This window comes from Enterobacter cloacae complex sp. S3, from assembly GCF_014930495.1.
In the GTDB taxonomy this organism is placed as follows: Bacteria; Pseudomonadota; Gammaproteobacteria; order Enterobacterales; family Enterobacteriaceae; genus Enterobacter; species Enterobacter asburiae_B.
The window spans coordinates 444-14,224 of record NZ_JADBRD010000034.1; the positions used below are offsets into that span (position 1 = coordinate 444).

Consider the following 13,781-nt stretch of genomic DNA (forward strand, 5'->3'; position numbering starts at 1 on the left):
TGGAGGCTGTATGATGGAGGCGTTATAGAATGAGTCCAGACCTGTTAGAGCACAAGCTTTAATACATGTGTATATTTACATGTATAACTCAATATTTAAACAGAAAAAATATCCTTATATTTCATGGAATAAATTAGCAGGTTTCATTCATGCAGGGACACTTTACCCTCCCGCTTTTTCCAGCACATTCGTCTGTCTACCGCCAGAATTCACTGAGCAGAAGAATCCTGTTTTATTTGAGCGTAACGCGTTGCCAGCTGTTTAAGACGCAACTCCAGTTGAGTCTTTTCTGCTTCAGGAAGCGCATCTCCTGCTGGATGCTGTGACAGGCGCCTGAGTTGTTCTTCAGCCGGTATCGTCTGGTTAAATGACTGTATAGTCGAAAAAACTACCGATTTAAGCTCGCTTACCGTGATGTATTTTCCTTTTTGCTCGTCCAGACTACTCAGCCGATGACTCAGTTGCTGAAGCGTCATCATTCCCTGATACCAGCTGTTCATTGCGTCGACAGGTAACGCTGCCGCGTTAAATTTTTGCTGCCACTGCATTGTGAGCGGTTTCGCCTCCTCCGGCCATAATGTCTGGAGCTGCTTTAACAGCTGAAGGCTGTAGGAAAGATTCCAGTCAGGAGGCAGTTTATCCAGGCGGGCAAGCTGCTGCTGCGTGTCTGTGATAAACGTGGACGGTAAAGTACCTCGCAGTGTTAACGCGTCTTGCTGCACAGGCGTGAGCACTTCAGGTAACGGAGCCAGAGAGGCAAAAGCCTGAGTCGCCAGGGGGTCGGGTCTGGACAAAGAAGCCCATCCCCACGCCACAGCGAAGCACACCACCAGTGTGGAACACATCCCGGTAATAAAGGGCTTCCACTGTCTGACAGGCACGGGGGCTGTCGTACGATCCTCCCCATTCGGCTGATTTTCCTGATGCACAACATATACCCATTTCACTTCTTCGATCGGTTCGGCTTTCTCCAGAGTCGATTCGCTATCGGGCTTCATGTTCACATTCAAATCGGACTTGTCATTACTGCTTTCCAGCCGTTCAGCACTTGAACGTATCAACGTTCGTAACGTATCGAACTGGCTAAGGTGTTTAAGCTCAAGGCGCTGGAGCACCGCGCTCAGGCTGGTAAGTAACGCTTCCGCACGATAAAGCTCACTAAGATGGCTGCTGTTGAATGGAAGCATACGCATGCGCTGCTGCAGGCGCTGGCTCAGGCCGCTAAGGATTTCCAAACGAGCGTGTTGCGTCTTCGGCCATAAGGTGTCCCACTGGTGGCTAATCAGGGCCTCCAGAATCGCAAGCCCTTCATTCAGGCCAGCTAATCCAGACAGGTGAGTACGAGCAAGGGTGTACCAGGCTGCTGTCTGCAACTCCACACCGTTCTGTTCAAACATTGAGAGACAGAGTCTTTGGACATATTGCCAGTTCACATCAGGGCGAGCAGGATGTGTAAGCTTACTGAGTTCATCGCGGAGGGCGGCATAATCTGGCAGCGTACGCGGGTCGCCGCCGGTTTTTAACGTTATATGTTTGGTCATTCTGCAGGGCCTGCATATCCGTGTCGGTTAATATCGTCAGTTGATGTGTAAAGCAATTTTGCGTGTAGAAACGCAATGACTAATAAAGGAATGAATGTTATTGCTAGGGCAGCAGCGCTAAAATCAGGCCGAAAAAAACACCTTCATCAAATAGTTGTCCTGACTGAGGTGATGTATCAGGGGGAATAAAGATCCAGTCATATACACTCCCCACCCGCATGAACAGGCGTCCTTGAGAAATCGCGCTGTACCCGGAAAAAAAAGTCACCTCGACACAGCCTGCAACTCCCTGTCCATACAGAAATATCGGCATAAACTTAACCGCCCGGTTACCATAACGCAGGACAATACCGGAAATATCAAAAGCCCCGCCCTCCACCAGCAGGTCAGGAACGTATACCGTCAGTGGCTCTGCATTCAGTCCGGTATCTGTCAGCCACGCGTCCATTTGCTCCTGAAGCTGAGCCATTCGCATGCGAAACTCTGCAATATCGGCTTGACTCTTGCTAACTGCGGGAACAGGTGAAGGTTGTCGCGCCTGCAACTTCTTCAGGAACTGTGATTTTACTGACATGGTGTTAACTGACCTTATATACGAGGTGTTGTGTCGAGATACTGCTGTTGCCTGAGATGCCGCAACAGGACCCGTCCTTCGGGCATAAACTCAGTCCCATAGCGCACCAGGCCAATCCCTTTAAGTTCAGCGTCAATGGCATAGCGCAGCTCGCCGGGAATGTTCTGCTCCAGCAGAACAACGTCTATCTTTTTCAGGCGCGGTTCATACTTGAGCAGGACGGCAGACAATGTGCCCATGAACTCATGGGCCGTTCCCGGCATGCCCTGCAGGATTTTTGTCATATCGGGCAGCCCGTAATCAGGCAGGTGCGCCAACGTGCCGGCGCGACAGTTGAGAACGCGCTGCATGTTGTCCAGAACCGAAAGGATGACCTGATTTTCTTCGCTGACCTGATGCAGATCGAACCCACCGGTAAAATTGCCAAATAGCGTCTCGTAAAGCGAGGAACGGGGCGTCTCATTCATCTTTCAGCGCCTTCAGGGTCAGGCGGTTGTTCCCCGCCTCAATGACGCGTGCCTTATCCGGATCGAGGTCATCGCGGCTCATTACCACACGCCAGGTATTGTTGTCCTGGTCCGGTGACATAAACATCCCTGCCACCGCCACGTACTGCGCATTTTCCTCCATTGGTATATCGACCGTGACCGCCCCGCCCGGCTGCAGGAGGATATCTTTCTCCACCAGCAGGTCTGCTTTGATGACCTGACTGTCCTCTTTAAACAGTGACGGATAGTCAGTACTGTCGAACGTTTTGCGATCCTTAAGCTGGTAGATGCGCACCACCGTCGACAGTGCCACGCCGCCAGCATTGCTGTTAACGGCCTCACGGGCACGAATATCCAGATGCAGGGTCTTTATTTGCTTATAAAAAATCGATTTGGTCACAGCAACGGTGCCATCTGTGACTTTTTGAGTCAGCCCACAGCCAGCAAGTATCAGTGTGATACCTACGGCCAGAGCTGCCAGAGGAAATTTACCAGCGATAATCGCCATCTTCATCGGTCTCCCTGCGGTGAATATTTTCCTGTACCCGCTCATAGCGGCCAAGATTGATGGTTATGGTTTTGGAGTGCGTGACGGTGTTCGCTGCATTCAGCGGCCGCATCACGGCGGTGCGGCCCAGCTGCCCGGCTCCGGCATCGGGCTTAATGTTCATTGTCACGTCCGGCAGCAGGCTACGGTCGACGGATAGCTGCAGGCGGACATCCAGGCGAGTTCCAAGATACACATACAGCAGCGTCATAAGGTCCGAGTGAAGCTCCCCGCCCGGTAACCAGCCCAGCACTTCAGTTGAGTCAGTGGTTGTCAGGCGCATCAGCACCTGGCTGTTTACGTCGGTGGCATAGTTACCCATCACCGGACGGTTTGTCAGGGTGACTGGCTGGCTGACGCTCATAACCAAAGGTTTCTTCACAGGCACGCGGCGTTTGTCATGGTGCCAGATTTTCGCCAGTGTATTGGGTGCCAGCAGGCGCACCAGTGAGGTCATACCCTCTGCGGTACGTCCGGGCAGCAACATGACCGGCAGCAGCGCCAGAAAGCGTGAGGCCGGGGTGGCAATGTTTTGTGCACAGCCGTCAATGCCGAGTCCCGCCAGCCCCAACAGGTACTGCGAGATTTTATCCTTCCCACCCTCTTCAAAGGTCGCCGGGTACGAGTATTTACGCCATATGCGATAGTACTGAGCAATCAACCGGTGGTTGAAAATATCGAGGAAATCCGCGGTGGCCTCATACCCTTCCCGCCGCTGGGTAATGTCATCGATATAGTGCGTCGGCAGAGGGGACTCCACGCCGTAGAGCCCCATAAAAGTGATGCGCACATTCGGCGGCAGATGGGAATGTTCAGACTGCTCAATTCCTTTGATTTCAGATGCCGGAAATCCCATGCCTGGATGGGGCCGGAAGCGTACCGGTTCATGTCGTACCTGCCAGGTGCTGCCAGTGACCGGTTTATCCGGCTGGCTTTGCTCCAGCAGCTGGCAGAAGCGGTAAAAGTTGATATATGGTAGCCGGTCCCCCAGTTGCGCTATCAGCCGGGCAGACGCGGACTGTGATTCTCTTTCCACCGGATGCATTTTCCTTCTGGCTGAACAATGAGGGTGAGCTGGTTAAACAGGTTCATATCGGCATACAGCGCAAAGAACCGGTTGAGCATTTCACCGAACAGGTGAATATCGCCCTCACCGGTGAAGCCGTTGCTGTCGATGGTCACTTCGATATCCAGCCCCCGCAACAGGTAGCCCTGCTCAAAACGCTGCAGGCGGTGGTGCTCCACATGCTGAATCGCCTCCAGACGGCGGGTGTTCAGTTCATCCTCCTGCCAGTTATAGAGTGCCAGCGTGCCGCGCAGCACTTCGGCGGTGCTCATCATGTTCAGGAACCCAGAGCCGAGGTGGCTCAGTACCCGCCAGTGAAAACGGTCTTCTGCTGGCGGGTAAACCGGCAGCGTGGGTTTGCAGAGGTTTTTCACCGTCAGTGGCGTCTGCACCACCTGCTCACAGCGGTCAAGCAGCGTGCTCTGCAGCGCCCGGCGCGGTAACTGACCGTTGGTGCCGGTAATTTGCAGCGAAACGGCTTCACGCTCAAACAGCCTGTCATCCTCCCACTGGTGACCACCGAGAATCAGCCAGGTGTCATACAGCCCGGTAACGCCCCGCTTAACGCGGGTGTGGTAATAGCGTGGCGGGGCGTGACGACGCATCATACCGCCCTTGTGACGGAAGCTGCTGAACGGTACATACTCCGCGTCACCGGTCCGGTTTGAGCCTATGACCGAATCCACAGCATAAATCTCGGTATGTCCGTCCTGCAGCCGTTTAGGGCGCAGCAGGTACTCACTTTCAAGCCCCGTAATGGTGAGCGGGTCAGCTTCCAGCGTGAACAGGTTAATCACCGGCACGCAGTGCAGACGAACCGCGTCATCGGTGACCGGCAGGTCTGATGGCCACAGCGTACTGAACACGACTTCGATGTCGAAGTACTCTACTCCCGCAGGCGGCGTAATCCCGTCCAGACCGTTGAGGTGGACGAACATAAAATTGTCGCGGAAGGTGAAATACTCCAGCAGCAGCTGGTAGCCGCTGAAGGCAGTATCCCCCTTCGGCCACAGCCCGTCTTCCTCCGCAAATCCTCCCGGCGAAAAGTACCCGTCCAGGCGAATACGGTCAGTCTGCCCTGGCAGACGCATATACAGGGCGGCTTGCCGCCTGGTCAGCATCAGGTGTAGCTGGCTGCTGACTGGCGCATCTGCGCCGAGATAGAGGCTCAGGTGGCTGAGGTCCGCATGGGACCAGTCCGCCTGTGTGCTACAGGCAAAACGCATCCGCAGCAGCGAACGCCCGTCAGGCTCAGTGATCATGGTTACCCCTGAGATGTTCAGCGGATTGAGCATCACATCGCGGGTGGTGCGGTAACGGCAGACCGTGTTCTTCGGCCCTACCGGGCGGGAGTACACTTCCAGACCCGCGGGCATGACTTCCGCCATCTTCACGGCCTGAAGCACAGGCGTGAACGCCACCACCGAGAGCGACGGAATGGTACGCAGGTAGTGAGGCCAGAGCATACTGACCAGACCTTCGGTAAGTTCCGGCAGATCGTCGTCAATCTTTTCACGCAGCCGCCCCATCGAGAAAGCAAAGCCTTCAAACAGGCGTTCAACATACGGATCGGGTGTGCCGGCCTTATCCAGGTCAAGCATCGCGGCCCGGTCCGGGTGGGTTCGGGCAAATTCTTTGGCCGCTTCACGGAGGTAGCGCATTTCTGCATCGAAATAGCGCAGGGTCAAATCTTCCATTTATTTCTGTTCCTGTGGATTTAACCGCAAAGCACGGCGGCACGAGCAGGATCGACGGCGATCAGTCCGGCAAGTAACTGGTCCATTACCGGCGTAAGGCGGGCCTTATCAGCCTCACTGCGACCGGCTTTCAGGCGCAGGAGTTTCAGATGGCGGGCCTGTACCTCGAACAACAGCTCAGGTTCCCAGTTGCTGAGGGTCACTTCTCTGGCACGATCACCCAGCTCTGCAAACAGGTGCACCGCCAGGTCATTTTTGCCGTACTGTTCAGCAATGCGCCCCATCAGCAGACGCAACAGCCACTTCTGACGATCGGTGGTCATACCCGGCCGGGTCTGTAACCAGCCCAGCGCGACATCCGGGCCTTCACTGTCGGCCAGCGCCACGGCTTCCGGCTCCAGCGCCAGAATGTCATCGTTACCGGCGGTGCTCGGAGCGGCTGGGGTCTCATTGCCCCACCCGCCGACGGTGTCCAGCACACTCTGCTGGATCCAGTTCAGAGTCACTTCGTCCGCAAACGGCGTGCCGTCACTGAAAGCCAGCGTCTCCAGCCCGGACAGGCGCGACAACAGCCCTTTCAGATCGGCAGCAATAATGTCAGCCAGGGTGTCCTGCCCTGATTTCGTCAGCGCCTGGTGGATATACCACTGCAAATCAAGCCACAGGTGATTGGCACCGCGGGAAAAGGTGCTGTCGGCCGTTTCCAGCATTTCAGCCCAGTTCTGTTGCAAGTAGAGGCGTTTGAGTAACGCGCGCTGATCCGCTCTTGGCGGCTCGATGCGTGTACGCCCCTGCGCATCCGGAGCCGGGATGGCCCGGAGGGTGTCATGGCGCAGGCTTTTCATCAGATGATGCGCTGACAACCAGCCGTCAGGCTGCTCGCGCAAGTATTCGGTGAGTATGCGGGCTTGGGACAGCAAATCCTGGCCTGAAGTGATTCGCCCGATGGCCGGGGCATCGCTATGGCTGACAGATGAAGGGGTTTCGCTGGTTCTGGCGTTCTGCGGTACCACCGCATCCATCCCCCCGGCTTTCTGCAAACGACTTTCCAGGGCACCGTACAGCGCATTGAGTTCCGGACGGATTACATCTGGTTCGTTTTCAGTAAGCCCGGCTATCAGCAGCAGCGCTCCGGTGGTACGCATCGCTTCTTCCCTAACAACTTCCGGGTACAGGGAAAGAGAGTCAGTCATGCGCGATCCTGCCAGCCATTCCAGCGCCGCCTTACGGCTGCGATCACGTTGCGGGTGCAGTTGTGTACCAAAGCGCTCCAGCAGACCGGCCAGCAGTTCAAGTCCTTCACCCAGCCCCTGCTCACCTTCGCGGTGCAGCTTCGCCCAGCAGTACCAGGTTGCGACACGGATATCTTTCGCAACGGTGGTTAAAATCTTTTCTGCATGCAGGCAAATAAGCTCGATGTTGGCGCCAGAGAGCTTATTAATTTCCTCGCGAATCTGCTGGAAATCGTCGTCATAACCTGGGTCTTCGCCAGCGGGTGACGCCCCAGACAGCGGCTGCAGCCAGCTGTCCCACTGCGCCACACGCTCACGGGTGGCGGCAAGCAGTGGCCCCTGATCAGCCTGGCAGGCATTAAGTAAGGCATAGAGCGTGCTCATCAATATACGTCCTCTGTAGCATTTCCTGCACTGATAACCTGGTCTGATAGTGTTGCACCGGAGGTACTGAAGATGGTTTCCGGTAGACGGAAATTGCGCAGCTTCAGCAGTGCCAGCGGCCCCTCTCCAGCTTCGGTACGAAGGGTATAATTGAGGGTGCGACCATCCTGTGCTTTCCAGCTCAAGCTGTAGCTGCTGCCGACGCCCGGGTAAGCACTGACGACGGCTTTATCGAGCAGGCGGATCCAGCCCCATGCACCTGGGATATCAGCGTACTGGCGGGTGCCCGCCTGCGTGCTTATCCAACTCAGGTTCGCCCCCGGAGCTTCAGTATCAGCAGGCCAGGTGAAGCGCTTCCATGCCGGGAGCTGGTTAACATAAGTCAGCTTCTGGCTGTCGATGATCATGTTGGTCTGCATCACCCCATCGGCAGTCCCCGGACGAAGTTCGAAGTTCATCCCTGCATTGCCTTCAGTGAAGGCGATATCGGAGATATAACTCAGGGTGTTAATGGCATTCATGAATGCAGGGTTAAAGGCCAGCCCCTGCGAGTTGATGCTGTCTGGCACCCAGTGATTGCCTTCTTTGTGCAGCACGCCTTTGAGGCGGTTCTGCAGGAACTGGGCAATACGCCCGGAATCTGCATTGAGGTATTTAGCCAGCAGCGGCAGGGATACATCACTGCTAGAATTGTTAAACGGATAGCGTCCGCCGAAGGCACTGTTCCACTCAGCAACCACCGCCTGCTGCCACTGGGCGTTGAGGCTATTGGCCGCTGGGGTAAGCACCTGCTGCCAGGCCTGCTCCATCGGACTCACAAAAACTGTCCGCCCAAATCCGCTCCACTCCTGACCCAGACCGGCGGCAATCAGGCTGCCGTAGTCACGAGTTTCAGTCAGGTCTACCGCTTTGCCCTGGAATACTGTCTGGGCGATGGTCTGGGTCATAGCCTGTGGGTCCGCAGCATTCGTTACCTGCTGCAAACGCAGACGCACCTGTGTGATACGGGTCAGGAACGACTGCAAACTTAGCTCCTGTGCCCCCGTGCGGTTCTTGTCCATCAGCGCCAGCACAGGACCAAAGGTCGCATCCAGCGGGCCGTGAACACCGACGCTCTGGTCAATGGCATCTTTGTTGTCACCACCGAGCAGGTTTTTCGCTGATTTAACCAGCGAATCCGAAATGGCTTCGCCTGTCTGCCCGGTACGACCCTGTACATTCAGGGTATTCATCAGCGCCACCAGCGGTGACTGACGCACGTCGGCCATTAGGGTCAACTGGTCAATAGAATCCGACAGCGTGGGCGCCTGGTTCCAGCGCAGGCTGTTCAGAAACTCCAGCCAGGCCCCGCCAAAGTCCGCGAAATAACGCTCCGTCAGGCGTTTTTTCAGCGCTTCCGGTGAGGTCTCATTCTGTTTATTCACCTGCTTGCTGTCAGTGAGCACCCAGTCGAGCTCATCCCGGCGCGCTTTCACCACCTTGTCAATGGCGGGCTGGACGGCCTGCTCCCAGGCCTGGCGTGTGAACATGCCAGGTACAATTTCCGTGGTGCTGAACAGACGGGATGCATCAGTATCGCCAGTCATATCTTCAAGGCGCATATCGACATACAGATGAGCCACCTTGGAGAGCATCTTCTGGTACAGGGTCGATTCACTGTTACGCACGCCCATTAGGCGTACCAGCAGGGAACGCGCCTGGCTGACCATGCTCTCATCCGCACGCAGCTTCCATTCCGGGTGCACAGCGAGCTGCGCGCCATAGAACGACAGCAGCGACGGTGCTACGCCCTGCCAGACGCCGTCTTTCACACCATCACGTTTTGGCCAGTCACGAAGAAGCGCCGAACTGAACCAGGCGGCGTCCATATGTTCCGGACGCGCCAGCATCAGGTAGAGCTTGAGCTGCTCCCAGGTGGTTTTTGCCATCTGCTCACGCAGCGGGCTGCCCGGCGGCAGCGCATTGAAGGCACTGAGCTGAGTCTGCAGATGGTCCGCAGCCGCATCCCGCAACAACGGTAGTGCGCTGTTCTGATAACGTGGCCAGAGTGCGGCCAGCAGGGCGTTATTCTGGCTCAGTCCGGCCTTCTCGTACCACGGCACGCCGTTTTCTGAACGGTACTGCAGTCGGGCCAGCATTTTCTGAAGTCCAGACAGCGCGTGCAGGCGCTGTTCCAGCGGCTGGTTTTGACGGGCAGCGAGAGCGGCCTGGGCATTCGCACCGTCAATCTGGCTGCGGTTGGTGACATACGCGATGCTCATCCACGCAGCACAGCCCACCATCGACAGGGCGACAACCGACGCAAACACTTTGCGCCAGGGAACGCCCGGCTTGCGCGGACGCAGTCCAGCAGGAAGCATCCGGACAGATTCAGGCAGAATATCCCAGCGCTTATCCATGCCCCAGTGGTGCGTCACGGCACGTTCGGCACCGGCAGAGGACTGACTGAAAACCACACCAGCCAGCGGCAGCGGGCGGTACGGATTGAGCATCACCGACAGCGGTGCGGTCACGCTTTCCGGTTCACGAATCAGCTGGTCGGCAAGCGTCAGCAGGAAGTTATGTTTCACTTCACCGCAGGTCTGCTGCAAACCCTGTGATATCAAATCCGGTGTCAGGGCGGAGAGCTGCTCTGCCAGCCCTTCGGTATGACACCCGGCAGGCAACAGACAACCGGTCGCCTGCGAAATGCGCCCTTCCGGCTTACCGGCGCGCGGGTGCAGGGACCAGACGTAGAGAGGAAGTTTCCAGCCAATCGTTTCCATACGCGCGCTGATGGCGCGAGACAGGGCATCCATGGCGCTTTCAGACGGCACCGGCAATGGCGGCTCCAGCCCTGGTGCTGAGAGCTGGTCAAAGGCCGAGGTGACCCACACCAGCCCATCTACCGGGCGACGGCGCAGTTTGCGCAGCGCGGTCAGCCAGGCACTGTCCGCTGGCGTATTGAGGTCACCGCCCCACAGCAACAGCGTGCCGCGGTCCTCCTGCCAGAGCTGCGCCGTCAGACCCGGAGTCAGTTGCTCCACTTCTGCGGCCGTACCGGTTATTAGCAGGATGCGGGTTTTACGTCCCCAGCGCCGGCCGTAGAGGTTACGCATGGCGTCACGGATGGTGTCGACGGTAACGTTACGGGGGGCAGTCTGCTCAACACGTCCCTCATCGACGGGCAGAACATTTTTGCGTTTTGACTGAAAGCGATGCCAGCCCTGTTTGATGGCAAGTGTAATGGTTTTGCCATGGCGCAACAGCATCAATAAAATCAGAGCACCGGCAATGACCAACCCTTTAAGTAACGGAGTATGCAGCCCCATTTGATCGCCAAAGTGCCAGATACACCAGGCAATTCCGCCTGCTAAAAGCGCGGAGAAGCCCAGTCTTCCCCAGACTCCGCGCCATGCTGAATCACCCGTGGTCATCGTTTCGGTTCCCTGTTTGCACTGTATTAATAAATTCCTGCTCACCATCTGTAGAAAGCATCAGACAGTCTGCTTTTTGTATGTTCACGATATCGCTGGCGACGGCTGCCATTATCCATGGAGAAAAGGGGCCGCTGAGCCCGGCATATTTTTCCAGCCAGTGGAGTTGTTCTGGTTTCCAGTGACCGCCATAATCCTGTGTCACTGCGAGTAAATCAGAAAATGCCTTACCCCATTCCACTCTGTCGCCGACAATACTGGAAGTGGCACAAGCCTGAGTTTGTGTCGAGAAAAATGTATCCAGCGATTTTTCTGAAATCGCCATATCAAGAGCCATTGGACGCAAAAGACGTGCATTCAGCGAAAGATTATTTTTTGTGGCGACATCATCAGAGGTCAACAATAGGACGGCCAGGGCATCACTGTACGCGTCCCGCCCCTGCGTCTGGTGAATCAGGATTAAGTCCATATCCAGCGTTGGTGATTTAATTCGCTCATCAAGTGAGAGGAAGGTCTTTGACGTACGAACGGTCAACTGTGGAACAGAACGATCCAGAATGACTGCCTGCCAGGCATGGGCAAATGCATCCTGCAATACCTGAAGATCATCGTGAGAATCTGTCAGCAGCGTGACGGCTGGTATTAAATCTGAAGGCAACTTTGCAAGAACTGGACCTAACCCTGCGAGCAGAAAAGAAAAATGGGTCTCATGAACTGGCAGACAAATTCGTTGAGTTAGAGATGTGTTCTGCTGCAGCGTTGGCGGGGCTGCAATAAAATTTTGAGGTGTCAGATTTGCAGGCAGCATGATGCCACTATGCAATACTGCGATATTGCGTCCAGACCACTCCATCCACTGTTGTTGCGCATACTCTGCCTCATTGGTTTCAAATTCGTGTCTGTCAAAAGCATTGTTATAGATCCAGCCACGCAGACACAGAAAGAAAAACCAGAGAACTGCAGGGCCTGCGGTGACAGCCCAAAGATTAAATGTTTGAAGTGGCCCGGCCAGTTTATTGGCATGCAGGACAAACAGCAGTACACAACCGACCAGCGCGAAAGCCCCCAACATCATCCACAGGATGAATGAAGGTTCTTCAGGCTTAGTCGATATTGTTGATTTCTGACGCTCCCAGCTCATTACTTATCCTATTACACAATCCGGTGCACTGGAGATCACCTGACAACCGCACTCACAGTGGCAACCATCCACAACCACGGCTTTACCGTCAGAGGTCCATTCAGGCGATCCTTCAATAATGGCATTAATGCCATGCCCCACTATTGGGCAACTGACCTTATCACCCACGAGGGCAACATTTTTTCCATTTACTACCATTGTTGATGAGGCAGAAATGACCTGGCCGCCATGAGTGGTTTTATCACCAATCAATACAAAACCTTTAGACATACGAATCTCCCTTTTTCATTTCCTGATATTCATTTCTTTAAGCAGGTAAAACATTATTTCTAAAAATTAATTTTTTTAACTTATTGCACGCATTAGAATCACCTGCAGAGCAGCTTTTTTGGAATAGTGGGATGGCCTTACTTCTATTTACAGCAATTCCTTTACCATTAAAATACATCGTACCTAAATGATACATGGCTGAAGGCTCGCCTTGATTAACTGCAAGCTCGAGAAAATTTTTGGCTTTATCATAATCCACAGCGACGCCCTCACCATAAAGGTATGCGTAACCTAAATACATCTGAGCTTTAGCGCTGTTGTTTTCGAAGCCTTCTCATACCAGTAATTGGCCTTTTCGTAACTCTGAGGGGTTTCTTCGCCAGAATAATACATATCGCCTAAATCGACCTGAGCATCCGTGTTTCCGAGTTCAGCAGCAACCTGATAGAGTTCAAATGCTTTTTTCATATCCTTAGGAACACCCATGCCCAAACGATAAACATTAGCCATTGAGTTTGCATCGTCTGCTTTAGTAGTTGATGTTGGGTCTATAGTGATAGTTTCAGAAAAACACAAAGCGGAGATAAAAAACAACATTAATACGTAAAATGGTTTCATAAAAACACCCTTCACAAAAGCATGATAGATCATTAATAGTTAATGATGAACATCATTAACTATTACTATTTACAACGATTACCAATTACCATAAGGGTATGTCTTATCTTTGATAAAATCAGGAGTATCTCCATAGTAAACATACCCATTAGGGTGCCCTGTCACTCCTTTGCACATATCAAGGTTTTTGCCTGAAACAGTCGTTATTTTTGTATCATTCAATGAGATGTCCGAATGGCCATATTGCCTCAACCAGACCCGTACTTTTCCTTCCGGCGCCAATCCTATTAACATCGTTTGTCGATATGCATTCTTCCCAGGCTCTAATACATCAGGATAAGGAGTAATCATTTTATCCCATGTATTTTGAGAGAAAAATAAAGTTGACTGATATGTTTTTTTATCGATGATTGAGTCCCAACAAAATATCATTATCTGTGGCAATCTGTCGGCTTTATTAAACTGGGTGTTCCCCGCAGAATTACGTTCACTCCATTTACCTACACTAATCCCTTGTGGCTGATCGATAGTCCGATATGTCGATGCATAACCATCAACATCCAACAGTTTTAACAATGTAACCTGTGCTGGTAAAGCTTTTGGGGTAGTAAAGGCAAAGTACCATTTGTCCCAGGGCGTTTTAAGACTGTTAGGTTGTTCACTGGCACAGGCACTAACAGAACCCGCAAGTAATAAAAACGAAATTTGTCTGGCTATTGATTTCATTATTTCCCTCACTGCATATTTCAGGCAACGCGCCCCCAACTGAGGTTTAAAAGATTCGCGGATATTTAGCGCACTACCGTC

General features: G+C 53.8%; 13 protein-coding genes. All 13 read right to left on the reverse strand.

Annotated elements, in window-relative coordinates; all coding sequences use genetic code 11:
• Positions 1-209: 209 nt before the first annotated feature.
• Positions 210-1,541: a VasL domain-containing protein gene (locus IM317_RS18935; RefSeq protein ID WP_033146118.1), complete on the reverse strand. Its 1,332-nt coding sequence runs from the start codon at positions 1,539-1,541 to the stop codon at positions 210-212.
• Positions 1,542-1,644: 103 nt separating this feature from the next.
• Positions 1,645-2,115 (reverse strand): hypothetical protein, encoded by a 471-nt coding sequence (locus IM317_RS18940; protein ID WP_033146119.1) that lies wholly within the window; start codon positions 2,113-2,115, stop codon positions 1,645-1,647.
• A 14-nt stretch (positions 2,116-2,129) separates the two neighbouring features.
• Positions 2,130-2,582, reverse strand: a complete 453-nt coding sequence (tssE, locus tag IM317_RS18945) for a type VI secretion system baseplate subunit TssE (protein ID WP_033146120.1) — start codon at positions 2,580-2,582, stop codon at positions 2,130-2,132.
• Complete coding sequence (gene tssJ / locus IM317_RS18950; RefSeq protein WP_072196542.1) at positions 2,575-3,111, reverse strand: type VI secretion system lipoprotein TssJ; 537 nt, start codon at positions 3,109-3,111, stop codon at positions 2,575-2,577. The genes tssE and tssJ overlap by 8 nt, the downstream gene beginning before the upstream one ends.
• Complete coding sequence (gene tssG / locus IM317_RS18955) at positions 3,092-4,195, reverse strand: type VI secretion system baseplate subunit TssG (protein WP_033146122.1); 1,104 nt, start codon at positions 4,193-4,195, stop codon at positions 3,092-3,094. Before tssG ends, tssJ begins: the two co-directional genes overlap by 20 nt.
• Positions 4,150-5,913: a type VI secretion system baseplate subunit TssF gene (gene tssF / locus IM317_RS18960; RefSeq protein ID WP_033146123.1), complete on the reverse strand. Its 1,764-nt coding sequence runs from the start codon at positions 5,911-5,913 to the stop codon at positions 4,150-4,152. Before tssF ends, tssG begins: the two co-directional genes overlap by 46 nt.
• A gap of 20 nt (positions 5,914-5,933) precedes the next feature.
• Positions 5,934-7,529 carry a type VI secretion system protein TssA gene (tssA, locus tag IM317_RS18965; protein WP_033146124.1) on the reverse strand — a complete coding sequence of 532 codons (1,596 nt, stop codon included), beginning with the start codon at positions 7,527-7,529 and terminating at the stop codon, positions 5,934-5,936.
• The gene (locus IM317_RS18970) at positions 7,529-10,945 is read right to left on the reverse strand and encodes an ImcF-related family protein (protein ID WP_033146125.1); all 3,417 of its coding nucleotides are present in this window, start codon (positions 10,943-10,945) and stop codon (positions 7,529-7,531) included. The genes tssA and IM317_RS18970 overlap by 1 nt, the downstream gene beginning before the upstream one ends.
• Entirely contained in the window at positions 10,932-12,086 is a 1,155-nt protein-coding gene (locus tag IM317_RS18975) for a hypothetical protein (protein ID WP_033146126.1), read from the reverse strand. The genes IM317_RS18970 and IM317_RS18975 overlap by 14 nt, the downstream gene beginning before the upstream one ends.
• Positions 12,087-12,089: 3 nt before the next feature.
• On the reverse strand, positions 12,090-12,356 hold the full coding sequence (locus IM317_RS18980) for a PAAR domain-containing protein (protein ID WP_071993586.1): 267 nt from the start codon (positions 12,354-12,356) through the stop codon (positions 12,090-12,092).
• A gap of 37 nt (positions 12,357-12,393) precedes the next feature.
• Positions 12,394-12,657: a tetratricopeptide repeat protein gene (locus IM317_RS18985; RefSeq protein WP_071993587.1), complete on the reverse strand. Its 264-nt coding sequence runs from the start codon at positions 12,655-12,657 to the stop codon at positions 12,394-12,396.
• Entirely contained in the window at positions 12,648-12,974 is a 327-nt protein-coding gene (locus IM317_RS18990; protein WP_065420447.1) for a tetratricopeptide repeat protein, read from the reverse strand. Before IM317_RS18990 ends, IM317_RS18985 begins: the two co-directional genes overlap by 10 nt.
• A gap of 78 nt (positions 12,975-13,052) precedes the next feature.
• A complete protein-coding gene (locus tag IM317_RS18995; protein WP_071993588.1) occupies positions 13,053-13,700 on the reverse strand; it encodes a DUF2931 family protein in 648 nt (215 codons plus the stop codon).
• Positions 13,701-13,781: the final 81 nt, after the last annotated feature.

What these genes read in the sequence shown, in the direction of transcription:
- IM317_RS18935 (WP_033146118.1), bottom strand. Translation starts at nt 1,541, where the DNA reads ATGACCAAACATATAACGTTAAAAACCGGCGGCGACCCGCGTACGCTG.
- IM317_RS18940 (WP_033146119.1), bottom strand. Translation starts at nt 2,115, where the DNA reads ATGTCAGTAAAATCACAGTTCCTGAAGAAGTTGCAGGCGCGACAACCT.
- tssE (WP_033146120.1), bottom strand. Translation starts at nt 2,582, where the DNA reads ATGAATGAGACGCCCCGTTCCTCGCTTTACGAGACGCTATTTGGCAAT.
- tssJ (WP_072196542.1), bottom strand. Translation starts at nt 3,111, where the DNA reads ATGGCGATTATCGCTGGTAAATTTCCTCTGGCAGCTCTGGCCGTAGGT.
- tssG (WP_033146122.1), bottom strand. Translation starts at nt 4,195, where the DNA reads ATGCATCCGGTGGAAAGAGAATCACAGTCCGCGTCTGCCCGGCTGATA.
- tssF (WP_033146123.1), bottom strand. Translation starts at nt 5,913, where the DNA reads ATGGAAGATTTGACCCTGCGCTATTTCGATGCAGAAATGCGCTACCTC.
- tssA (WP_033146124.1), bottom strand. Translation starts at nt 7,529, where the DNA reads ATGAGCACGCTCTATGCCTTACTTAATGCCTGCCAGGCTGATCAGGGG.
- IM317_RS18970 (WP_033146125.1), bottom strand. Translation starts at nt 10,945, where the DNA reads ATGACCACGGGTGATTCAGCATGGCGCGGAGTCTGGGGAAGACTGGGC.
- IM317_RS18975 (WP_033146126.1), bottom strand. Translation starts at nt 12,086, where the DNA reads ATGAGCTGGGAGCGTCAGAAATCAACAATATCGACTAAGCCTGAAGAA.
- IM317_RS18980 (WP_071993586.1), bottom strand. Translation starts at nt 12,356, where the DNA reads ATGTCTAAAGGTTTTGTATTGATTGGTGATAAAACCACTCATGGCGGC.
- IM317_RS18985 (WP_071993587.1), bottom strand. Translation starts at nt 12,657, where the DNA reads ATGTATTTAGGTTACGCATACCTTTATGGTGAGGGCGTCGCTGTGGAT.
- IM317_RS18990 (WP_065420447.1), bottom strand. Translation starts at nt 12,974, where the DNA reads ATGAAACCATTTTACGTATTAATGTTGTTTTTTATCTCCGCTTTGTGT.
- IM317_RS18995 (WP_071993588.1), bottom strand. Translation starts at nt 13,700, where the DNA reads ATGAAATCAATAGCCAGACAAATTTCGTTTTTATTACTTGCGGGTTCT.